We start from the raw sequence: 21,091 nt of genomic DNA on the forward strand, positions 1-21,091 counted from the left end.
TTTACTGTTTCCTTTTTATATAGGTCAGAAACGAATAATTATACTTATGCTTTTCGTCTGTTTTATATTTTTCGGTGTGAATTAATTCCCATTCATCCGGGTCGATTTCCGGAAAAAAGGTGTCGGCATCGTCGAACGTATGATGGATACGGGTAAGATAAAGTTTATCGGCCAGATGTAATGATGAACGGTAAAGTTCTCCTCCGCCGATAATAAAAACCGTATCTTCATTTTTGCAATAGGCCAGCGCTTCATCCACAGAGCGTACCACAATACAGCCAGGGTAATTCTCCGCCTTATCGGAGGTGATCACTATATTAGTGCGGTTGGGAAGTGCACCTTTGGGTAACGATTCATAGGTCTTTCTTCCCATGATGATACTGTGTCCGGTGGTAAGTTCCTTAAAATGTTTCAGGTCGGCAGGAAGATAGCAAAGCAGTCCGCCATTACGCCCGATACCGTTTTGTTCATCGAGTGCGACGATAATAGCAATATGTGGTTTATTGTGGTTCATCATATACTGACAGTGCCTTTAATGTGTGGGTGTGGATCGTAATCTACCAGTTCGAAATCTTCGAATCGGAAACTGAAAATATCCTTGACATCAGGGTTGATCTTCATATTTGGTAATGGTCGCGGTTCACGCGACAGTTGAAGATTCACCTGCTCAAGGTGGTTCAGATAGATATGGGCATCCCCAAAAGTGTGGATGAAATCTCCTTCCTGTAATCCGGTAACCTGCGCCATCATTTTCAGCAGTAGCGCATAGGAAGCTATATTGAAAGGCACTCCCAGAAAGATATCAGCACTGCGTTGATAGAGTTGCAGGCTCAGTTTGCCATCGGCTACATAGAACTGGAAAAAGGCGTGGCAGGGTGGGAGGTTCATATTGGGAATATCGGCCACGTTCCACGAACTGACGATGATACGGCGCGAATCGGGATTGTTCTTAATGGTGTTGACTACCTGCGATATCTGATCGATATGTCCGCTATTATAATCGGGCCATGAACGCCATTGGTATCCGTAGATATGCCCCAGGTCGCCATTTTCATCTGCCCATTCGTTCCAGATGCGTACACCGTTTTCATTCAGATATTTCACATTGGTATCCCCGTTCAGGAACCAGAGTAGTTCGTGAATGATCGATTTCAGATGCAGTTTTTTTGTGGTGAGTACCGGAAATCCGTCGCTCATCCTATATCGACTCTGGTGCCCGAAGATACTGATGGTACCGGTTCCTGTACGGTCTTCTTTTTTGGCACCTTCGTCGAGTACCCGCTGCAATAGATCAAGATATTGTTTCATATTGTTGAAAAAAGAACTTAGAACTTAGAAGTAAGAACTTAGAATCAAGATATAAGATATGCTTACTATACTTTTTATAAGATTTCACCCTTTGTTCTTTTTATATTAAAAATTTATCATCCATAATAATGTGGATAGACAAAAATAACGCTTTTTTTTACAGCTGGCAATCCAATGTTGAAAAGTAATTGTAAATTACTGCGATTCCAGTGTGTGGTTTTATTCCTCATTATGCTAATTATAAGAACTCAACCGGGATAGAAATTGTTTAATTAGTATATATTTGGACTCTATTATTAATTACTCACGCAAATGGATCTATCAGAATTATTAAACAGCCCGATGGGGCAATCAATCGTGAAAAATGTGGCCGGTCAATTCGGCATGGATGAAAAAGAGGCGTCGGGAGTCGTCAATATGGCTGTACCGGCGATATTGGCCGGAATTACCAGAAATGTACAATCCAGCAACGGGGCGGAAAGCCTGAACAAAGCGCTCGAGTCAAAACACGACGGGTCGCTTCTGAATAACCTTTCCGGCATATTGCAGGGCCGTACACAGGAATTGCAGCAGGATGGCAACGGGATCCTGGGGCATGTGTTCGGGAACAACCTTCCCGCTGTAGAACAGGGGATATCTCAGAAAACAGGTGTCAGTATGAATAAGATAGCTCCTTTGCTGGCCATGTTAGCACCTATTGTAATGGCTTACCTTGGTAAAGAGAAACGGCAGACCAATACCGGTGCCGGCGGTTTAGGCGATCTCCTGGGAGGCCTTTTGGGCAGCTCACAGCAGAGCAGATCCGGCGGTGGAATTATGGATATGCTGGGCGGCGCGCTCGATAAGGATGGCGACGGCAATCCATTGAACGATATTCTCGGAGGATTTCTCGGAGGAAGATAAATTTGATCCCAAGATTGTAGTACAAATATTTAAGAGGTATAAAATAATACTTTTATCTTCTTGAATTAAATAATTTGTTCTGATCTTCAGGCAAGTATTAATATAGAGGGGAAATGGGTTTAAACTTTTTTCCCTCTTTTACTGTTTTAAATTAAACGTAAGAACTTTTTTCAAGTCTTAGCTTATAAATAAGCTGTATGGCTTCAACACAACGAATTATGAAAAGAAAATTATTTCCCTACTTGTTTGCTGGCCTTCTGTTTGTAGGTATTGGCTTTTTTGCCTCATCCTGTAGTGATGACGATATAACTGAAACCGCGTGGGATATTCAGGATTATGAAGTGAATGCTTCGGAATGGAGTTGGAATCCTGCCAAGAGAAGGTGGGAAGTAGTTAAACAGATGAAATATATAGATGAATTCATCTACGAAAGTGGAGCGGTGATTGGGTATGTTTTTTTAGGCGTACAAAATCAGGATGAGGTGCAAACCCAACTTCCTTACTCAAGGAGTTTTCTTTTGAACGATGGAACTGAATTTACGGAAACAATAAGCTATGAATATAGCTTTTTGACCACCAGAGTGACATTCTATATTCAGCCGTCTGACGGTATTCAGGATACGGCGGCGAAAGCATACTATCAATTCAGACTTGTATTGATCTGGTGAGATCAAATGCTTTTTTGATAAAAAATGATTATTTTTACGCTCGAATGGAAACCAATTAAAACTATCTATATGGGAAAAAATTTATTTAAAACAGTTGCTGTATCATTGTTTTCTGTGGCAGTTTTGCTTGGAGGGTATTCCTGTTCTGATGATTATCCTGATGATTATCTGACTGAGGCTCAGATTCGGAGGATGATTGAAGAGGCGTTGCGGCAGAATAATCAGGAACTAGAACCTAAATTTACGAAGTGGGAAATACTTCCGTATACTGTTTTAAAGGAACATTGGGACTGGAATCCTGATGCGGGTCGTTATCAGGCGATATATGATTTACCAGAGTTAACGGATTTTATTTACGAAGAAGGAGCTGTTTTAGGTTATGTTTTTATAGGCCAGCAGGGTGTGAATGAAGTGCAAAAATTACTTCCCTATGTGCATACTTATAATGATGCGGATACGCCGTATACCGAAACTATCAGTTTCGATATACAATATAAATCTGAAGGCGTAGTTCAGCCTACCGTCGCTTTCTTTATTCAGACTTCAGATCTATTCGGAGGCGATGAATATGTGGAATATCTGCCTGATTACAACTTCCGAATCGTGTTAGTTTGGTAATTATATGAACAGCGGCAACGCGTCTGCTACGATAAAGAAACTACCGCCGATGAAAATGAGATCATTTTTATCGGTGTTTTCTTTTTGATAAATTTTTTTATATATTTGTAGTCCAATAATATAGAAGGAGGTTATAATAATGAATTCTTCAGGCATTAAAATAAAAAAAGACCAGAAAGGAAGGACTCGTTACGTAAAAATTGACATGAAAAAGCATGGCAATAATGAGTTACTTGAAGATTTTTTGGATATAGAAGAGGCTAATAGCCGTCAAGGGGGAGAGACAATCTCTTTGCAAGAGTTTAAGGAAAATATGGATAAACGTTTTGGAAAGTGTATACCGTTGTAATCCATAAAAAGGCGGAAAAAGAGATTGATAAAATTCCGGATGTTTATGCAATTAAAATTGCAGAAGCAATTTATGATTTGGCTGAAAATCCACGCCCAAGTGGATGTGTAAAATTAATTGGATCTAACAATTACTATCGAATTCGTATAGCAGATTACCGGATTATTTATTCTATCGAGGACGATATTTTATGTATAGAAGTAATAAAGGTTGCACATAGAAAAGAAAGTTATAAAAGACGATAACTCCCTAAATATTAAACAGCGGCAACGCGTCCGCTACGATAAAGGAACTACCGCCGATGAAAATGAGATCATTTTTATCGGCGTTTTCTTTTGCAGCTTCTATTGCTTCTTTTACGCTGCTGAAGCTTTCTCCGTTTAATCCATGGGCTTCGGCTTGCCGTGACAGTATTTTTTCATCCAAGGCACGCTCTACCGATGCTTTTGTAAAATAATAAACAGCATCTCGTGGTAAGAGAGAAAGGACGGGATCGATATCTTTATCGTTTGCTATCCCGAACACCATATGGAGACGATTGAAGTTTTCTGATTGTAGCTGTTCCGCCACATATCGTATCCCGTGAGCGTTATGCGCGATATCACAGATGATCTTCGGCGAGGTTTGTAACTGCTGCCAGCGGCCCATCAATCCGGTGATCGCGATTATGTCGGCAAATCCTTTGTATACAGCTTCTTTCGGGATATCATACCCTGTTTCAAGGAGTACCTCCACAGCCGTCAACACCGTTCTGGCATTTTTGTTCTGTGCCAGTCCCTTTAATCCGCCTTTTACATCCGGATACCCGTTGGCGTGAAACAACCATCCGGACTCTTTTCTTTCTGCCGTAAAATTGTTCATATAGAGTTCTGCGAAGACAATAGGAGCGTTCACTGACTGTGCCTTATCGATAAAAACCTGTGTTACTTCCGTATTGCCCATTTCTCCAATCACTACAGGTGTATATGACTTTATAATTCCTGCTTTTTCGGCAGCAATCTTGGGCAATGTATTGCCTAACTGTTTCATATGATCGAATCCTATGTTAGTGATAATGCTAAGGTCGGGAGAGATGATATTGGTGCTGTCAAGCCGTCCGCCCAGACCGACTTCGATCACAGCTACATCCACTTCCTGTTGAACAAAATAGAGGAAAGCCATCTCCATGGTTAACTCGAAGAACGAGGGCATTACCGGCTCAAACTGTTCCCTGTAGTGCTCTACAAAATCCATCACGAACTCACGACTGGTCATCTCTCCATTGACACGGATTCTTTCGCGGAAATCGATCAGATGGGGGGAAGTATATAATCCCACTTTATATCCTGATTCCTGTAATATAGCAGCCAACAGGTGTGAAACGGAGCCCTTCCCGTTGGTACCCCCCACATGGATGGTTTTATAATGTCGGTGGGGATGATCGAATATCTTGTCTAATGCAAGGCTGTTGTCGAGCCCGGGTTTATAAGCCTTATCGCCGATCCGCTGATATTCGGGCATCTGGCGATAAAGATAATCAATTGTTTCGTCGTAATTCATGCATCAATTTTTCTACATGTTGATACGGAAATGGGAAAATAGTACAAAAGTAATTGATTTATTATAGAGAAACAAAAGAGAGCTGGATTGATGCCTTGTTATCTTCAGCGAATCATTCGTATCTAGGGATATCAATCAGTATAAATTCTTCAATATGAACTTATATTATTCTCTACAACAACTGAAGTGCTCTTCAATATTTCGATCAGTTTAAAATTGGTGACACAATGATATCCGCATTCTCCGTTGCAAGCGGCCAGGCTTGTGTCGAACACCATTCGGTTCACCCGGCGTGTTTCCTGATTTCGGATAAAAACAACACTATTGTCCAGGAACGAGCAGTCTCCGCCACAAGGCTTGCATTGCAGACAGACTGAAAAATGTGTATGGAATCTGTTCGTTACCAATGGTTTTAGCATATATTGGCTTTAGTTTAACCGGATTGTTGTATGAAAAGTTCTAATCAGCTCTTCTTCTGCTGAAGCTGAAGTGTTTTCGAGTAACTTACGTAGCGCCGAGAGTTCCTCAACCGTCAGCATCAGGCAGATCGGTGTCGCACTGATGGGAATGCGGATCTTTCGGCGATATGGGGAATTAGTATTCAGTTCTGCCCAATACTGACCGTCCAAATGATAAATGTAATCCGAAAAACGCTTGTAATCAGTTTCCGAAAAATTAAGGTTGATATTATTAAACTCAATGTGGATTTTTTTACATTGACTACATCTAAACACTAAACCGAAACTTGTTTTGTTTATAATCTGTGCCATTTGATCTATACTATTTTCTAAAACTTTCAATGACAAAGTTATTCATAAACGGGTGAGCGGGCAATCCCTAAATATAATGAGAAAATCAAAGAAAACTTATTAGAAAAGGTGATATCTCTATTATGATTTCAGGTAATTATAAACAATACTGCCAGGAGTACGATTGCGAAAGATGTGATATTTATCACAATGAAAATTATATAAAAAATATGAGAGGATCAATGCGGAAATCCTTCCGTTATCGATCCTCTCATTTACATTTATGCTTTGTATTGTCCTGAAAAGGAAATACCTGTAATAAACAGATTTATTGAATGTTTACTGACTACAGCGTCAGTTCTTCAGTGGCAATACCGAATATTGTCTTGAATAACGCAACTGCTGGTTTACATAGTTTTCGTCGTACGAAACGGTTACATCCGTTACCTTACCTTTGTCATCGGTTACGAGTTTATAAACCGGATTCACAAATCCCTTGTATGGAGCGATATTCAGTGCTTCATAGCGTGCCAGCACCTCTTTGTGCAGATTCGCATTTACTTTCACACCATATTTTTCCACTAAGTTCTTGCCTGCTTCGTAATCGCCTTCCGACTTGATACGCTGTACTTCGGCCAGTAACTCTCCAAAGAGGCTGCGCAGTTTGTCGTAATCGTTGATCACCACGTATGTTTTGTCATCACGTTGCTGTAATTCCACTACATTGTCAGCTTTTCCGTTTTCGATCACCCAGTTGGAGATCAATGCCCGGTTGCGCATATGTGCCTGTTCGATATCTTTACCCGGTTGGATACGGGTGAGCTGAGTCATGGCACCATTCATGATGTAGCCATAATACTCTGTTTTGTAAGCCTCATTGTCCGGTAAAAGCCCCAGTTCCACTAATTTGGGATCAGCCAGATAATAAAGCGCAAACAGGTCGGCTCTTGTTTCTTCCAGCGGTGAACCATAGGCTCTGAGTGCGTCACCGTCCACACCCGGAAGTAATTTTCCCGATCCATGTCCGAGGCATTCGTGCAGGTCGGTATGCAGGTTATCGGTCAGGGTGCCATATTTTTTGGCACGTTCCCGTTCGGTATCGCTCCACATGAACTCTTCTTTGAAGCCATTCCCTTCTGCCGCTTTGTCATAGGCAAAGGTGATATTATCAATAGTCACCGATTTGGAGCCATGGTCGCGTCGGATCCAGTTAGAGTTAGGCAGGTTGATGCCGATTGGAGTAGCCGGATAGCAGTCGCCACCAAGCATGGCGGCTGTAATCACCTTGGCCGATACCCCTTTCACTTCTTCTTTCTTGAAACGGTCGTCGACAGGAGAATTATCTTCGAACCACTGGGCGTTTTCGCTGATGATCCGGGTACGTTCGGATGCTTCTTCGCTCTTGAAGTTCACCATAGACTCCCAGGTCGCTTTCATACCGAGCGGATCAGTGTAGGTTTCGATAAAACCGTTGATAAAATCTACGCGGGAATCGGTGTCAGTCACCCATTTCACCGAATAGTCGTCGAACGTTTTCAGATCCCCCGTTTGGTAATAGGAGATCAGCGTGTTGATCACCTCTTTCTGCTGATCGTTCTCGGCGACGGCAGCCGCCTTTTCCAGCCATCCGATAATGCGTTCAATGGCTTTATCGTACATACCGCCCAGTTTCCATACCTGTTCGGTGACAACGTCATTTTCTTTTGCTACTTTACTGTTAAGACCGTAAGACACCGGTGTATTGTCGTTAGGATCCTTCATTGCATTATAAAAATCTTCTACCTCTTTTTGTGTCACACCTTCGTAGAAGTTCACTGCTGAAGTTGCCACGATATCGGCACCCGGCGTTTGGTTCATCCGTTTAGGCATGACATTCGGATCGAACATCACCGGGAGGATTTCATTGAGTGTCTCATCGGCAGCCATCCCGTCACGGAAAGGCATACGCCCCGGATCCACCCCTTTTACGATAGAGACGAAGTAGTCCTGCGGGAATTCAGGTATGATCTTGTCTTCGGAATAGTGATGATGGATGCCGTTAGCCATCCATATCCGTTTCAGGTAGGTCTCGAAATGTTTCCAGTTCTCGGACGATTTGTCGCCCATATAGTTCTCGTAAACTCCTTCACAAACTCGCCGGATAGTCAGGTTGTAACGGTTGTGTTGATCCCAGAGGATATCGCGTCCTTCGAGTGCGGCCTGCGATAAATAATAGATCAGCTCTTTTTGTTGTAGCGACAAGCTGTTGAAGCCCGGGACCGGATAGCGGAGTATTTCGATATCTGCAAACCGGTCCACCTTGTATTCGAATGTAGCGTAGTCGATACCGTCGTCAGCCGGTACTTGCTTATCTGCCTGGTTACTGTTGTTACAGGCTGCCAGCAGAGATAGGGCAGTTAACATAAGAATTACTTTTTTCATATTGATTATAAATTAGATACAAGTGTCAAGAACCAAGACGAATTACTAATTATGAATTATGAATTATGAATTACAAAATACCAATTGTTATCCATTATCAACTGTCAATTATCAATTATCAATCAGTTGGTTTTGAATTTGTAAGAAACGGATGCCAATTCCTGGTTTGCCTTGGTGATCTTATTTTTCAGGCTTATTTTGTAGTCCGACAGTTTCTTCTGTGCCGACTCATCGCCTGTAGCGATCATCTGTAATGCCAGGATAGCTGCATTCAACGCACCATTAATTCCTACGGTCGCTACCGGAATGCCGGGGGGCATTTGTACGATGGCGAGCAGTGCATCCATTCCGTCCAGAGACGATTTGATTGGTACGCCAATTACGGGGAGAGTAGTCATAGAGGCAATCACCCCCGGAAGATGTGCTGCCATACCGGCTGCCGCAATAATTACTTTAATACCTCTGTCCTTAGCACTCTTTGCAAACTTTTCCACCTCTTCGGGAGTCCGATGTGCAGAAAGGGCATTCATTTCGAACGGGATTTCCATTTCATTGAGAAACTGGGCTGCATTTTCCATTATAGGCAGATCGGAAGTACTGCCCATAATAATACTTACTAATGGATTCATAGAGAATGATTTGCTAATTTACTAATTTGTTGATTTACTGGCGTGTTAATGAAAGAATTGAATCATCATTAAATCTTTAAATCATCAAATTATCACATCAATTTTTACTTTCCGATAAACTCCTTGTATTCGGCCGCTGACATCAAATCCGACAGTTCATCGGCATTATCGACTGCTATTTTGATGATCCATCCGTCACCGAACGGGTCACTGTTCACTAACTCCGGAGCGTCTTCCAGTTTGGTATTCACTTCCAGGACTTCCCCTCCGATGGGCATCATCAGGTCGGATACGGTCTTCACGGCTTCAATACTTCCGAAAACTTCTCCCAGACCCAGGGTTTCACCTTCTGTCGTTACATCGACATAGACAATTTCACCCAATTCACCTTGTGCAAAATCGGTAATTCCAACGTACGCTTCGTTGCCTTCTACTCTTACCCATTCATGATCGGAAGAGTACTTTACATTTTCAGGAAAATTCATAATGATTATAATTTTAAAAAATATTTATGCGGTAAATATACTATTTAATTCTTTTATGTCAAAAAACAACGATTCTATTCATGATTGAGCTCCTATCCATACACAAACGAAGGAGAACAAAAAGCCCAATAAAAATCCTGCAATCACCTGGGCAAGGGTATGACGTTTTAGGATAAGCCTTGACGTACCCACCAGGCCTGCGATAATAAACAATCCCATAAACATAAAATAAGGATTGGAATGCTCTACAAAATAGCTTACAGACATGGCACCCCCAATGAGTCCGCCGATGCCGAACATATGTGCGCTGATCTTCCATTTCAGAGTGATGAGGATAGCAACAAGCATGATTGCGACTGAGGAGACCATGATCATCAAAAACCATAGCGGCATACGCATCCTGTAATAGAAAAAGATCATTACAGAATAGGAGAGCAAGGTGATCATATAGGGATAAATACGCTCACGGCGTACTTTCAGCGACAGGTCGGAAATAACTCCTATCTTATAGAGCATGAAAATAAGAATAGCCGGGATCACAAATGAAAATAGGATTACCGGCGTAATTATCAACCAGAACTGCTGCAGGTAAGTTACCCCGAAGTAAGTATATACAAACAGGAGCATTACTCCATAGGTGGGCATCAGCAGGGGTTGAAAGATTGTGGAGATTAGGTGTGCGATAGACTTCATCCTGTAACCAGTTTTGAATCGGCAAAGTTATATCTTTTTTCTCAATCGTGCTACAGGAATATTCAATTGTTCACGATATTTGGCCACAGTACGGCGCGCAATCACATACCCTTTTTCATTGAGTATTTTCGTGAGTTGATCGTCTGTGAGCGGTTTGACAGGATTTTCATTGTCGATACTTTCTTTGAGGATCAATTTAACCTCTCTTGAAGAGATATCTTCTCCGCTATTAGTCTGCATCGCTTCCGAGAAGAAAAATTTAAGAGGATAAATACCGGTATTGGTCTGCACATACTTACTATTGCTTACGCGGGAAACGGTTGAAATATCGAATCCTGTTCTTTCAGCCACATCTTTCAGGATCATGGGTTTGAGTTGGGTTTCATCTTCCGTAAGAAAAAAATCGTATTGTAGGCTTACGATCGCCTCCATGGTACGCTGCAGGGTGTTCTGGCGCTGTTTCACCGCATCGATAAACCATTTGGCTGAGTCTACTTTCTGTTTCATAAAAAGGATAGCTTGTTTGTCGTCGTTCGACATGCTCTCCTTGTTTTCGTTGTATCCCTTGAGCATTTCCGAGAAAGATCGGTTCACCTGTAGGCTGGGAACATTACTGTTATTGAGTTGGATAGAGACCTCTCCATTGTAAGAGTCCACGATAAAATCGGGAGTGATATTATTCATTGCGGTCTGCATTGTACCGCCCAGCGCGTTGCCCGGTTTAGGGTTCAGAGAGGTGATTTCACGGATGGCTTCGCGCAGTTCGTCCTGCGTGATATTCATCTGTCGGATGATCTTATCGTAATGCTTTCGGGAAAACTCTTCGAAGTAATTGGAGAGGATCTCTTTGGCATGTTCTACTGCCGGAGTGGGTTCATACCGATCCAGTTGAAGCAGAAGGCATTCCCGCAGATTCCGGGCTCCCACACCAGCCGGTTCCAGATCCTGAATTTCATACAGCACATCTTCCATTTGCAGAGGAGATACCTCTATCTGTTGCTGAAACAACAGGTCGTCTGAGATCGATTGCAGGTCGCGTTGCAGATAACCATTCTCATCGAGATTGCCAATAATATATTGTGCGATCAGCTGCCTGTGATCGTCCAGTTGCAATAATCCGATCTGTTCCTGCAACGAATCACCCAACGATTTGTCGTCGTAATAACTGATCTCGACAATGTTGGTCTCATTCTTCCGGTCGCTTCCGTTCAGTCGATAGTCCGGTATATCATCTTCCGAGGCATAATCACCAAGTATGATCTCTTCTTGGGATAAAATATCCTCCGTTGCTTCATTATTGTTCTCTTCTTCCTCGCCGGCAGGGCCGGAATCTGAGACTTCCAGAGCGGGATTATCTTCTATCTCCTGTTTGATGCGGTCTTCCACCTCTACCGAGTTTAATTCTACCAGTTTTATTACCTGCATTTGCAGAGGTGAAAGACGTTGTGTTTGTTTTAGTTCCTGTTGTTGTTTCAGAGCCATAAACGCAATTGAAATAGTCTAATGTTGGAGGCAAAGATAATGATTTCTATTCCATAAAACAATCGTCATAACCTGCCTGGCAAGTGAGAGGGGCAAGGGCGTATGAGTCGTATTCATCATAGGCGGGTCCCGGTATTCCGTTAATTACGATAATTCTGTCGAGACGTACCTGATCGCCGTTCTCAAAGAGAAGAAAATGACCCTCCTGACCTTTATCATCTACCTTGATGATCTTTCCGCGTGACTCTTCCAGTTCAGGTTCATTGGCAAAAGCAAAATAGATCACTCTTACATCATTTTTTTCCATCTCCTGCTCAAAAAGTTCAAAATAGCCGGAATCGATGGGCATATATTTCGGTTTCATACGATTTTTTTTATTTTTTATTTTCGCACCTCACCAAAGCTCAAACAAGTTTGCTTTGGTTTCAATAAATTTAGTCGTTTTCTCGTTATGGCAGAGGACAAGCTTGCTTGTCCTCTGCTCATTTAGCTTAACGAAAACGTTCGGTTTGTCGTCAGTTGAACTTTGTCATAACGAACAAATGACTAAATTATATCATACTTATAAAACAATTGCTTTTACATTAGGTTCATCCATGTGCTGTAGTATATTGGATGCATTAAATAATTACTTAAATGTGAAAAATTAAAACTTTTTATTACCTTTGAAATGTTTAATTATAGAAAAATAATCAGCATAAACGGAGATCACAATGATATTCAAGTTTCTAATCCTGTCTGATGAAGTGGATAACTTCAAGAGAGAAATTAAAATAGATGCGGATGCCACGTTCCTGGATTTTTACAATGCTATTATAGATTGTACTGGATTCAGTAATAAGGAAATGGCGTCGTTCTTCCTTTGTGACAATAAATGGCGTAAGAAGCAGGAGATTACTCTGGTGGAGATGGATACCTATTCCGATGAGGATTCTTATATTATGGAAGAATGCATTTTGAGTGATTATCTGGAAGATGAAAAGCAAAAACTGATGTTTGTGTTCGATTACTTTAACGAACGCGCATTGTTTATAGAATTATCAGAGCTTATTCCCGGTAAAAACCTGAAATCGCCTGTATGCACACTTTCGGTAGGAGAAGCGCCTAAACAAATCGCAGATATTGAGGTTATGAAATCAGATACAGTTTCATTGGACATGGGGGAAACTTTTTATGGCGACGAAAGTTTTGAATTGGACGAATTGGATAGAGAAGGGTTTGATGGGTTAGACGACACCCCGGCAGAACCGGACACTAACGATTTATATTAATACAGTCGATAACACTATTATTGTTATTCGGCTTCGCCGTTATTAACTCTACCGAAACAATGAATACCCTCCTCGTGCTGCTTGGCCCCACAGGCGTAGGGAAAACTGAATGGAGCCTACAAATAGCTGAAGCTTTAGGATCTCCTGTTTTATCGGCTGATTCGCGTCAGATCTACCAAGGAATGATCATCGGTACGGCAGCGCCTACAGAACAGCAATTGCAGCGTGTGCCACACTACTTTGTGGGCATACTTTCCCCGGAAGATTACTACAGTGCCAGTGAATACGAGCGGGATGCGCTTTTACTACTCCGGGAATTGCATGAACAATATCCGGTCGTAGTAATGACAGGGGGTTCCATGATGTATATTGATGCCGTCTGTAAAGGAATTGACGATATTCCTACCATTGATGAAACGCTGCGCAGGGAGCTACAGGATATTTACCGGAAAGAGGGACTCGATCCAATACGGCAACAATTGAAAATTCTTGATCCCGTTTTTTATAATGAGGTAGATTTAAAAAATCCCAAGCGAGTGATCCATGCTTTAGAGGTCTGCCTGATGGCCGGAAAACCTTACTCATCGCTTCGCACTAATCCTAAGAAAGAACGTCCGTTCCGGATTGTAAAAATTGGTTTTACCCGTGATCGTGAAGAATTATATGACCGTGTCAACCGACGGGTGGATCAAATGATCGTAGAAGGGTTGATAGAGGAGGCGAGAGCTTTCTATCCGCAGCGTCATCTGAATTCACTCAATACAGTGGGATATAAAGAACTTTTCGATTATTTCGATGGGACATGTAGCCTTGAGTTCGCAATAGAAAAAATAAAGCAGCATTCCCGTAATTATGCCCGTAAGCAGCTTACCTGGTTTAAGAAGGACAAAGAAACGATCTGGATTAACCTTTCCGATGGGGATGAAGATGTAATGAAAAGAATAATGCTATCTGTTTCTTAGTTGAAATTAATCGAAAAAATACTTTTATATGTGAAAAATAGATACCTTTGCCATTAAGTACTAAGAAATATATCTATATGTAAATCAAAAAGCGTTTGAGTATTGACCTTGTAGTCGATGAATGAGTAAACTAATGTATAGGAAAAACAACTGCAATTATAAAGAATATACATGATGCAAAAATGGGTGTTGTTTTTCTTTAAGGGGAGACATATTATCTGACACTAAGGGGGTATTCAACCGTTCTAACGCTTTTATTTTAAACTTCACCTAAACTTTAGGAACGGGGGGGTGGCAATAATTGAATTATGAGAAAATTTAACTTGTTATTCTTAGCTCTATTTGTTTCACTGATTGCTTTTTCTCAGCAAAACAACCTTGTAGATGTTGTATACCTTAAAAATGGAAGTATCTTAAGAGGTATTATTATTGAACAGGTCCCTAATGAGCAAATTAAACTACAAACTTCTGATGGCAGTGTTTTCGTCTACCAAACAGATGAAATAGAAAAAATTGTCAGAGAGCCTGTTTCATCCCGCAATAGAAGAGTAGCGGGTTTGAATGACACTGGCTCCAGAAGAGGTTTTATTGGATTGTCCTTAGGAGCTGCTATCCCTGTGGGTGACGTGAGTGATTTAGGAGCTGGTGCCACTTTGTCGTTGGTCGATTTTGGATATTTGTTCCATCCCAATGTAGGTATTGCCGGAAAATGGTTTGGCAGTGGGCATGTCGTAGATGATGTTTCTTATGGTATAGGAGGATTGATGTTTGGAGTGTTGGCTTCTACTCCAATTAGCCCGAAAGTTAATTTCGAGGCTAAGGGTTTACTCGGTTTTGGTGTTTTCACTGCCTCTTACGGGTCAGAAACTGAATCGTCTGAAGCTTATTTCGGATACGATTTTGGTGTGGGGTTGAGAATTAATACGAGTAATAAAATATCATTGCTGACAAATCTTGATTATATGGGTATTTCTGATTATCAATCAGTCAACATTACGTTTGGTGTTGCATACAGATTAAGATGACAATCAGTGGTTCTTTCGTCACAAAAGCCTGCACTTAATTTTTTTCCGGGAGTTATTGGTTTATTCGGAAAATTATACTACTTTTGCATCGCTTTTCGGCAGAGAGAACATTCTTCCTTAGCTCAGTTGGTTAGAGCATCTGACTGTTAATCAGAGGGTCCTTGGTTCAAGTCCAAGAGGAAGAGCAGAAAGGTTAAATTTAAAAAGTGAAATATTCTTCCTTAGCTCAGTTGGTTAGAGCATCTGACTGTTAATCAGAGGGTCCTTGGTTCAAGTCCAAGAGGAAGAGCGGAAAACGGGTCGAAAGGCTCGTTTTTTTGTTATACTTATTTGATTGATAATTGACAGTTGATAATTGACAGTTGATAATTGACAGTTGATAATTGACAGTTGACAATTGACAGTTGACAATTGATAATTGACAGTTGATACTTGGTAATTTGTAATTGGTAGTTTATTGTCTCTTAATCCGTAATTCTTATGAAAAAAGTATTGATTGCATATCGGCTAAAGCCTGAAGGGTTGAAGGCTCTGGAAGGAAAATATGATATTACGTTTCCTGTGGATAAATCCTATTTTACCAAAGAAGAGGTACTGGAAATGATCCCTGACTACGAGGTGCTTGTTCCCAACTTCAGTTTTTATACTGATAAGGAGATCATGGATAGAGCAAAAAAATTAGAGTTGATCTCTAATTACGGTGTGGGATTCAACAATATCGACGTTGATTATGCTGCAAAAAAAGGAATTGTGGTCACAAACATACCCAACAGTACACGTGAGCCTACGGCTGAGTTCGCTTTTGCGCTTCTGCTGGCAGCCGGCCGTCGTATAGGTTATTATGATCGTAAATTGCGTACACCCGAAGGAGTAAGCTGGGGTATTTATGCAGAGAGCGGCATGCGGGTATATGGAAAAACATTGGGTATTATCGGCATGGGACGCATCGGGCAATCATTGGCACGACGTGCCGTGGCATCGGGTATGGAAATCATTTATCATAACAGGAATCGGTTGGATGAAGCTATCGAACAACAATATAACGCCCGGTATGTGGCATTTGAGGAGCTATTGAAAACGGCCGATTATATCTCGTTGAATGCGCCATATACACCTCAAACGCACCATATGATAGGTGAAGAGCAACTGAAGATGATGAAATCCACCGCCGTATTCATCAATACGGCCCGTGGCAGCATGGTGGATGAAAAAGCACTGGCAAAAGCGCTGAAAGAAAATACAATCTGGGCAGCCGGATTGGATGTGTACGAGAATGAGCCGCATATATTACCGGAATTGCTGGAACTCGATAATGTGGTGCTTGCTCCCCACGCTGCAACCAAAACAATAGAGGATCGTATCAATATGTCGATCGAGATGACACAGAACATTGTGGGATTTTATGAAGGTACCTATTCCGTATCACGGGTGAATTGATTTTTTTTGTAATGACACATACACATACTTTATCGAATGGTCTACGCATCATTCACCGTTCTTTTCCATCCGACATATCCTATTGCGGGATTGCTGTGAACAGTGGAACCCGTGATGAATTTCCTGCTGAGCAGGGTATGGCTCATTTTGTGGAACACATGCTTTTCAAAGGTACGGAGAAGCGTAGAGCCCATCATGTTGTCGACCGGATGGAGAATATAGGAGGAGAGCTTAATGCTTACACTTCCAAGGAAGAGACGTTTGTGTACGCCGCATTTCCGGAAGAATATTTATCCCGTACCATGGAACTGTTGAATGATATTGTTTTTCACTCCCGGTTTTCCGACCGGCAGATCGAGAGGGAACGGGAAGTGATCATCGATGAAATTCTTTCATATGAAGACTCTCCTTCGGAGCAGATATATGATGATTTTGAGAATCTGGTGTTTGACGGCCACGATTTGGGGCACTATATACTGGGTGATCCTGAAACACTGCAATCATTCAATAGCGGGAACATGAAGCGTTTCGTTGAGAGACAGTATCGTCCGGATAATATGGTCTTTTTTTCTTTCGGGAAAACCTCTTTTTCAAAAGTCGTACGGATGGCCGAAAAGTATTTTTCGTCTGCATCAAATCCGTCGAATAAAGCATTACCCCTTAAGCAGCGTATATCCCCGGCTATTCTGGTTCCCGAAAAGACGGAGATGCAAAAAGATACATCCCAGTCGCATGTCGTGATGGGATGGCGTACATTCAATATGTATCATCCGGATAAATATGTATTGTATATGATCAATCATATACTGGGTGGAGGAAGCCTCAACAGCCGGCTCAATGTTTCACTCAGGGAAAAACACGGATTGGTCTATCATGTGGAATCAAATCTGACATTGTACTCCGATACCGGCCTGTTCACCATCTACTTTGCTTCTGATCCGAAATTCAGGGAAAGATGCCTGAGACTTATCAACAAAGAAATTGAGAAAATCATGCAGACTGAATTAACTCCTACACAATTAATGCGGACCAAACGGCAGTGGAAGGGGCAGATGGGTATTGCTGCGGAAAATCATGAAAACAATACGTTGGGAATGGGAAAAGCTTTTCTGCATTTTAACCGCTACACCCCGTTGAACGAGGTCTATTCCCGGATCGACGGGATCACACAACAGGAAATCAAAAAAGTAGCCAACGAAATATTCTCAACATCTCCTTTTCAGTTGAGTTATGTATGATCTGCCGGATACGTATTTCTAGAGTTTTATCGTTTGATACAATATATCCGATAAAACAATATTTGGCAGCCGGGTGTTGTATATATAGTTTTTAAACTATTTCCGGAAGAAATAGTCAGAACAAAAATGAAGACATACTCTTCAAACAAACTAAATTTTTAACTAAAAGAACGAAATTATGAGAAAAATGAAATTTTCGCTGATCGCAGCGATGCTTATCATGGTAACGGCAGCAAGTGCCCAGGTAAACCTTGGAGTAAAAGGTGGTGTGAACATGTCGAACTTCTATGGTGACGAATTGGACGACAGAAATGCAAAGGTTGGATTCCACATAGGTTTGGCGGCTGACTATGAATTCATGTACAACAGCGCTATCCAAACGGGATTGTTCTTCACAACCAAAGGATTCAAAACAGAAAATACTGACCTGGATGCCAAATACACTGAAAACCTGATGTATCTGCAACTGCCGGTTCACTATGCGTATAAATTAGATGTTTCACCTGGAACGCGAATCGTGTTCCATGCAGGCCCTTATGCAGCATACGGAGTGGGTGGCAGCAGAAAGGCTTCGGTTGGTAATATCTCCGGGGAATGGGATGTTGATAAGATATTCGGTGATGGCAACAGGCAGTATAAACCGTTCGATGCCGGTTTAGGTCTTGGGGTAGGTGCCGAATTTGGTCCTATTCTGATAGATCTGGGCTGGGATATGGGATTAGTGAATATTTCCAATGTCTCCGACGGAAATATCAAAAACCAGAACGCTTACCTTTCTGTGGGTTATAAATTCTAACCATAGCCCAAAAAATAATTATAAATAGATTATCAATTAGGATGACTCTTTAAAAGGGGTCATCCTTTTTTAGTGCGTTATTTAAATTTACCCGTGTTAAATTTTAATTATTTATTTCTCAAATCCCATTGAATCCTCAATTAGGGCAGAATTCTGGATGGAATTAATTCCTGTTTATTACCGACATTTAGAGAAAATATCATGTAATTATTACTAAAAGTGTTTTTACAGGCATTTTTTTATTTCTCTCGAATTTTCCGACCGAGATCAATATTCTTCCGGATTATTTCTTATATTTGGAGAATATAAGAGACGCCTCGGGCAAACTCAACAAGTTTGGTTTGTCTCTCGGCTTCACGTATATAAAACAGGGGGTGATTATGAAAGAAATTAAACTTACAATAGACATCACATCGCCTGAAGGAAGGCAGATTGTTGAGAAATTGAAACAGTTTCCCGATATTGTTACTTTTGAAAACGATCTTCCGGCAGTGGAAGAACCTGTAAAAACGTATAAGCGGGATGAGCCATTGGATAAGGATATTGGTGGAGAATATATCAAAAGTGAATTGTTTTGGGAGTTGGTAGAAAGAAAAAGAAAAAAATTCTGTACTGATAATGGTATTGTATAGTCTACAGGCACTTGACGATTTTGATGATATTTTTGAAGGGCTTTTACATTGGGATAAAATAGAATTAAGCGTACAGTTTACCCAAGACTATATCTCTGAATTAAAGAAGCAGTGTGAAAGTATTCCCTCTAAACTAATTCATATAAATACAACTTATCCTGACCATAAACGTTTTGATGAAAAAGTTCATCGGTATCGTCGTAACCAAAATACTATTTGGTATATTATTTATGATATAGATGATAACAAAAATATTTATATCAATAAGATTATATCGAATCATTTAACTATTGAAGAACAGGAATAATCTGCATTCACTTTTTATACTGAAAATAATTCTGGATCAATGAAAAAATATCTCCTTGTACTTACTCTTCTTTTAGTAGCCGGATTTGGCTACTCACAGTCACAGACAGCGCTCCAGCGTTTTATTGATCATCCCGCACTGAAGCATGCTTCGGTAGGGGTGTCCGTCGTGGAACTGAAGAGCGGTCAACATATTGTTTCATATGATGCTGAAAAATCACTCACACCGGCATCGACACTGAAACTGCTTACCACCGCTACGGTGTTGGAAACTTTCGGAGATAATTACCGTTATAAGACCGAAGTGGGCCTTGATGCCAATGACCCGTCGCGTATCCTGGTGTTTGGCTCCGGCGATCCCACACTGGGTAGTGAAGCCTTCGGGGAAAATCGGAATGCCTTTTTTATCAATGGTACCGAAGCACTCGCAAAGGTACTTCCTAAAGACAAGGAGTATACCATTTATGTAGTGGATAATCTGTTCGGTTATGATGGTGTCGCGCCGGGATGGACATGGATAGATATGGGGAATTATTATGCAGCAGGCGCTTATGGTATCAGTATTTTTGACAATAGCTATCGCTTGTTTTTTAATACGACTGACAGAAACAGTTGTCCTCGTATCCTGCGTACAGAGCCGGAAATTAAGGGATTAACCTTTCAAAATTCGCTTTCTTTGAATAGTACCGGGAGCGATAACGGATATATCTATGGTGAGCCTTTCTCGTACGATAGGGCGGTGCGGGGGAATATTCCTGCAGGCAGGACAGAATTCAGTATTAAAGGAGATATCCCCGATCCGGGGTTGTTGTTAGGACAAACGTTGGCTGATTATCTTTCCCGTGCCGGTTTCCAGATAGGAAATGTGGAAACGGCGCGTAACGACTACCTTTCGGGAATTTGTGCTACAGACCGGAAGTCAGCTTCCTATCGTGTCGGGAAAGTGATATTTACACAAGTGTCGCGTCCCATGAAGGATATTATCCGGGAGATAAATGTGGAAAGTAACAACCACTTTTCGGAGCACCTTATCCGTACCATGGGGCGTTATAGTAAAGGGGATATATACATTGATCCGTTAGAGGCCGGAATCGAATACACGGAAGAGTTTTGGAAAGAGAGAGGGATTTCAATTTCCTCATTGCAGATGTTTGACGGTTGTGGACTGGCTCCACAAAACGCAGTAAGTGCACAATTTCTGACCGACCTGTTGGTATATATGTACAATAGAAGCAGTCATTCCACAGTATTCTTCAACTCGCTGCCGAAGGCAGGGCAGGAGGGTACGCTCCAATATTTCCTGCGTAATACAAAGCTGAGTGGGAAGGTTGTTGCCAAGAGCGGAAGCATCGGAGGAGTCCAATGTTTTGCCGGTTATCTGATCGACGGCAATAAAAAATACGCATTTGCCGTGATGGTAAATAAATTCAATGGCACCCGCCCCCAGGTCAGAGGAGCCATTGAGCAGTTTTTATTATCGGTAGATCACAATATTTGAAACCCAATTACCTGCCATGATACTCCCTATAAATGATGGCATTTCTTAAAAAAAATCCCAATTTTAAGGGATTGAAATCACT

Annotated in this window: 24 protein-coding genes and 2 tRNA genes; 16 read left to right on the plus strand and 10 right to left on the minus strand. The window is 41.4% G+C overall.

The features are described from left to right. Nucleotide 1: 1 nt before the first annotated feature. Together F597_RS0108205 and F597_RS0108210 are read right to left on the minus strand one after the other, a co-directional pair. Nucleotides 2-517: a dihydrofolate reductase gene (locus F597_RS0108205; RefSeq protein WP_019539251.1), complete on the minus strand. Its 516-nt coding sequence runs from the start codon at nt 515-517 to the stop codon at nt 2-4. Next, entirely contained in the window at nt 514-1,308 is a 795-nt protein-coding gene (locus F597_RS0108210) for a thymidylate synthase (protein ID WP_019539252.1), read from the minus strand. Before F597_RS0108210 ends, F597_RS0108205 begins: the two co-directional genes overlap by 4 nt. Nucleotides 1,309-1,620: 312 nt before the next feature. Between F597_RS0108210 and F597_RS20405 the strand changes: the two genes are divergently transcribed. From F597_RS20405 to F597_RS0108240, 5 genes are all read left to right on the plus strand, one after another. Then, nucleotides 1,621-2,211: a DUF937 domain-containing protein gene (locus F597_RS20405; protein WP_044060124.1), complete on the plus strand. Its 591-nt coding sequence runs from the start codon at nt 1,621-1,623 to the stop codon at nt 2,209-2,211. Nucleotides 2,212-2,429: 218 nt separating this feature from the next. Next, a complete protein-coding gene (locus F597_RS0108220; protein ID WP_019539254.1) occupies nt 2,430-2,879 on the plus strand; it encodes a hypothetical protein in 450 nt (149 codons plus the stop codon). A 24-nt stretch (nt 2,880-2,903) separates the two neighbouring features. Continuing rightward, nucleotides 2,904-3,497 (plus strand): hypothetical protein, encoded by a 594-nt coding sequence (locus tag F597_RS0108225; RefSeq protein ID WP_019539255.1) that lies wholly within the window; start codon nt 2,904-2,906, stop codon nt 3,495-3,497. Between the two features lie 139 nt (nt 3,498-3,636). Continuing rightward, nucleotides 3,637-3,846 (plus strand): hypothetical protein, encoded by a 210-nt coding sequence (locus tag F597_RS0108235; RefSeq protein WP_019539257.1) that lies wholly within the window; start codon nt 3,637-3,639, stop codon nt 3,844-3,846. Beyond that, complete coding sequence (locus tag F597_RS0108240) at nt 3,831-4,091, plus strand: type II toxin-antitoxin system RelE family toxin (protein ID WP_019539258.1); 261 nt, start codon at nt 3,831-3,833, stop codon at nt 4,089-4,091. Before F597_RS0108235 ends, F597_RS0108240 begins: the two co-directional genes overlap by 16 nt. Nucleotides 4,092-4,095: 4 nt before the next feature. On the opposite strand, the gene F597_RS0108245 is transcribed toward F597_RS0108240, so the two are convergent. The 8 genes from F597_RS0108245 to F597_RS0108280 all read right to left on the minus strand — a co-directional run bounded on the left by F597_RS0108245 (nt 4,096) and on the right by F597_RS0108280 (nt 12,208). Beyond that, a complete protein-coding gene (locus F597_RS0108245; protein ID WP_019539259.1) occupies nt 4,096-5,385 on the minus strand; it encodes a bifunctional folylpolyglutamate synthase/dihydrofolate synthase in 1,290 nt (429 codons plus the stop codon). A 428-nt stretch (nt 5,386-5,813) separates the two neighbouring features. After that, the gene (locus F597_RS0108250; RefSeq protein WP_019539260.1) at nt 5,814-6,155 is read right to left on the minus strand and encodes a DUF6686 family protein; all 342 of its coding nucleotides are present in this window, start codon (nt 6,153-6,155) and stop codon (nt 5,814-5,816) included. Nucleotides 6,156-6,488: 333 nt separating this feature from the next. Continuing rightward, nucleotides 6,489-8,555 (minus strand): dipeptidyl-peptidase 3 family protein, encoded by a 2,067-nt coding sequence (locus F597_RS0108255; RefSeq protein WP_026327269.1) that lies wholly within the window; start codon nt 8,553-8,555, stop codon nt 6,489-6,491. Between the two features lie 122 nt (nt 8,556-8,677). Continuing rightward, on the minus strand, nt 8,678-9,184 hold the full coding sequence (gene purE / locus F597_RS0108260) for a 5-(carboxyamino)imidazole ribonucleotide mutase (protein ID WP_019539262.1): 507 nt from the start codon (nt 9,182-9,184) through the stop codon (nt 8,678-8,680). A 104-nt stretch (nt 9,185-9,288) separates the two neighbouring features. Further along, the gene (gcvH, locus tag F597_RS0108265) at nt 9,289-9,669 is read right to left on the minus strand and encodes a glycine cleavage system protein GcvH (RefSeq protein ID WP_019539263.1); all 381 of its coding nucleotides are present in this window, start codon (nt 9,667-9,669) and stop codon (nt 9,289-9,291) included. Between the two features lie 78 nt (nt 9,670-9,747). Then, a complete protein-coding gene (locus tag F597_RS0108270) occupies nt 9,748-10,362 on the minus strand; it encodes a hypothetical protein (RefSeq protein ID WP_019539264.1) in 615 nt (204 codons plus the stop codon). Between the two features lie 27 nt (nt 10,363-10,389). Further along, nucleotides 10,390-11,844, minus strand: coding sequence for an RNA polymerase factor sigma-54 (rpoN, locus tag F597_RS0108275; RefSeq protein ID WP_026327270.1), 1,455 nt, complete (start codon nt 11,842-11,844; stop codon nt 10,390-10,392). Between the two features lie 46 nt (nt 11,845-11,890). Further along, nucleotides 11,891-12,208, minus strand: coding sequence for an SH3 domain-containing protein (locus F597_RS0108280; protein WP_019539266.1), 318 nt, complete (start codon nt 12,206-12,208; stop codon nt 11,891-11,893). Between the two features lie 349 nt (nt 12,209-12,557). Between F597_RS0108280 and F597_RS0108285 the strand changes: the two genes are divergently transcribed. From F597_RS0108285 to dacB, 11 genes are all read left to right on the plus strand, one after another. Then, the gene (locus F597_RS0108285) at nt 12,558-13,115 is read left to right on the plus strand and encodes an IS1096 element passenger TnpR family protein (protein WP_019539267.1); all 558 of its coding nucleotides are present in this window, start codon (nt 12,558-12,560) and stop codon (nt 13,113-13,115) included. 59 nt (nt 13,116-13,174) lie between these two features. Then, a complete protein-coding gene (gene miaA, locus F597_RS0108290; RefSeq protein ID WP_019539268.1) occupies nt 13,175-14,077 on the plus strand; it encodes a tRNA (adenosine(37)-N6)-dimethylallyltransferase MiaA in 903 nt (300 codons plus the stop codon). 308 nt (nt 14,078-14,385) lie between these two features. Beyond that, entirely contained in the window at nt 14,386-15,102 is a 717-nt protein-coding gene (locus F597_RS21590; protein WP_019539269.1) for a hypothetical protein, read from the plus strand. Nucleotides 15,103-15,213: 111 nt separating this feature from the next. Next, a tRNA-Asn gene (locus F597_RS0108300) sits at nt 15,214-15,287 on the plus strand. A 30-nt stretch (nt 15,288-15,317) separates the two neighbouring features. Further along, nucleotides 15,318-15,391 (plus strand) — tRNA-Asn (locus F597_RS0108305). Between the two features lie 191 nt (nt 15,392-15,582). Continuing rightward, on the plus strand, nt 15,583-16,539 hold the full coding sequence (locus tag F597_RS0108310) for an NAD(P)-dependent oxidoreductase (RefSeq protein WP_026327271.1): 957 nt from the start codon (nt 15,583-15,585) through the stop codon (nt 16,537-16,539). Nucleotides 16,540-16,550: 11 nt separating this feature from the next. Beyond that, nucleotides 16,551-17,777 carry a M16 family metallopeptidase gene (locus tag F597_RS0108315; RefSeq protein WP_019539271.1) on the plus strand — a complete coding sequence of 409 codons (1,227 nt, stop codon included), beginning with the start codon at nt 16,551-16,553 and terminating at the stop codon, nt 17,775-17,777. 178 nt (nt 17,778-17,955) lie between these two features. Beyond that, a complete protein-coding gene (locus F597_RS0108320) occupies nt 17,956-18,573 on the plus strand; it encodes a porin family protein (protein WP_019539272.1) in 618 nt (205 codons plus the stop codon). Between the two features lie 380 nt (nt 18,574-18,953). Next, the gene (locus tag F597_RS0108325) at nt 18,954-19,205 is read left to right on the plus strand and encodes a hypothetical protein (protein ID WP_139224059.1); all 252 of its coding nucleotides are present in this window, start codon (nt 18,954-18,956) and stop codon (nt 19,203-19,205) included. After that, entirely contained in the window at nt 19,192-19,512 is a 321-nt protein-coding gene (locus F597_RS0108330; protein ID WP_019539274.1) for a type II toxin-antitoxin system RelE/ParE family toxin, read from the plus strand. The genes F597_RS0108325 and F597_RS0108330 overlap by 14 nt, the downstream gene beginning before the upstream one ends. A 39-nt stretch (nt 19,513-19,551) precedes the next feature. Then, nucleotides 19,552-21,009: a D-alanyl-D-alanine carboxypeptidase/D-alanyl-D-alanine endopeptidase gene (dacB, locus tag F597_RS0108335; RefSeq protein ID WP_019539275.1), complete on the plus strand. Its 1,458-nt coding sequence runs from the start codon at nt 19,552-19,554 to the stop codon at nt 21,007-21,009. The last annotated feature ends 82 nt before the right edge of the window (nt 21,010-21,091 follow it).

The organism is Proteiniphilum acetatigenes DSM 18083, from assembly GCF_000380985.1.
GTDB classification, from domain to species: Bacteria; Bacteroidota; Bacteroidia; order Bacteroidales; family Dysgonomonadaceae; genus Proteiniphilum; species Proteiniphilum acetatigenes.

Bases quoted from the DNA above. Each gene is read 5' to 3' on its own strand.
- F597_RS0108205 (WP_019539251.1), bottom strand. From the start codon at position 517: ATGATGAACCACAATAAACCACATATTGCTATTATCGTCGCACTCGAT.
- F597_RS0108210 (WP_019539252.1), bottom strand. From the start codon at position 1,308: ATGAAACAATATCTTGATCTATTGCAGCGGGTACTCGACGAAGGTGCC.
- F597_RS20405 (WP_044060124.1), top strand. From the start codon at position 1,621: ATGGATCTATCAGAATTATTAAACAGCCCGATGGGGCAATCAATCGTG.
- F597_RS0108220 (WP_019539254.1), top strand. From the start codon at position 2,430: ATGAAAAGAAAATTATTTCCCTACTTGTTTGCTGGCCTTCTGTTTGTA.
- F597_RS0108225 (WP_019539255.1), top strand. From the start codon at position 2,904: ATGATTATTTTTACGCTCGAATGGAAACCAATTAAAACTATCTATATG.
- F597_RS0108235 (WP_019539257.1), top strand. From the start codon at position 3,637: ATGAATTCTTCAGGCATTAAAATAAAAAAAGACCAGAAAGGAAGGACT.
- F597_RS0108245 (WP_019539259.1), bottom strand. From the start codon at position 5,385: ATGAATTACGACGAAACAATTGATTATCTTTATCGCCAGATGCCCGAA.
- F597_RS0108250 (WP_019539260.1), bottom strand. From the start codon at position 6,155: ATGGCACAGATTATAAACAAAACAAGTTTCGGTTTAGTGTTTAGATGT.
- F597_RS0108255 (WP_026327269.1), bottom strand. From the start codon at position 8,555: ATGAAAAAAGTAATTCTTATGTTAACTGCCCTATCTCTGCTGGCAGCC.
- purE (WP_019539262.1), bottom strand. From the start codon at position 9,184: ATGAATCCATTAGTAAGTATTATTATGGGCAGTACTTCCGATCTGCCT.
- gcvH (WP_019539263.1), bottom strand. From the start codon at position 9,669: ATGAATTTTCCTGAAAATGTAAAGTACTCTTCCGATCATGAATGGGTA.
- F597_RS0108270 (WP_019539264.1), bottom strand. From the start codon at position 10,362: ATGAAGTCTATCGCACACCTAATCTCCACAATCTTTCAACCCCTGCTG.
- rpoN (WP_026327270.1), bottom strand. From the start codon at position 11,844: ATGGCTCTGAAACAACAACAGGAACTAAAACAAACACAACGTCTTTCA.
- F597_RS0108280 (WP_019539266.1), bottom strand. From the start codon at position 12,208: ATGAAACCGAAATATATGCCCATCGATTCCGGCTATTTTGAACTTTTT.
- F597_RS0108285 (WP_019539267.1), top strand. From the start codon at position 12,558: ATGATATTCAAGTTTCTAATCCTGTCTGATGAAGTGGATAACTTCAAG.
- miaA (WP_019539268.1), top strand. From the start codon at position 13,175: ATGAATACCCTCCTCGTGCTGCTTGGCCCCACAGGCGTAGGGAAAACT.
- F597_RS21590 (WP_019539269.1), top strand. From the start codon at position 14,386: ATGAGAAAATTTAACTTGTTATTCTTAGCTCTATTTGTTTCACTGATT.
- F597_RS0108310 (WP_026327271.1), top strand. From the start codon at position 15,583: ATGAAAAAAGTATTGATTGCATATCGGCTAAAGCCTGAAGGGTTGAAG.
- F597_RS0108315 (WP_019539271.1), top strand. From the start codon at position 16,551: ATGACACATACACATACTTTATCGAATGGTCTACGCATCATTCACCGT.
- F597_RS0108320 (WP_019539272.1), top strand. From the start codon at position 17,956: ATGAGAAAAATGAAATTTTCGCTGATCGCAGCGATGCTTATCATGGTA.
- F597_RS0108325 (WP_139224059.1), top strand. From the start codon at position 18,954: ATGAAAGAAATTAAACTTACAATAGACATCACATCGCCTGAAGGAAGG.
- F597_RS0108330 (WP_019539274.1), top strand. From the start codon at position 19,192: ATGGTATTGTATAGTCTACAGGCACTTGACGATTTTGATGATATTTTT.
- dacB (WP_019539275.1), top strand. From the start codon at position 19,552: ATGAAAAAATATCTCCTTGTACTTACTCTTCTTTTAGTAGCCGGATTT.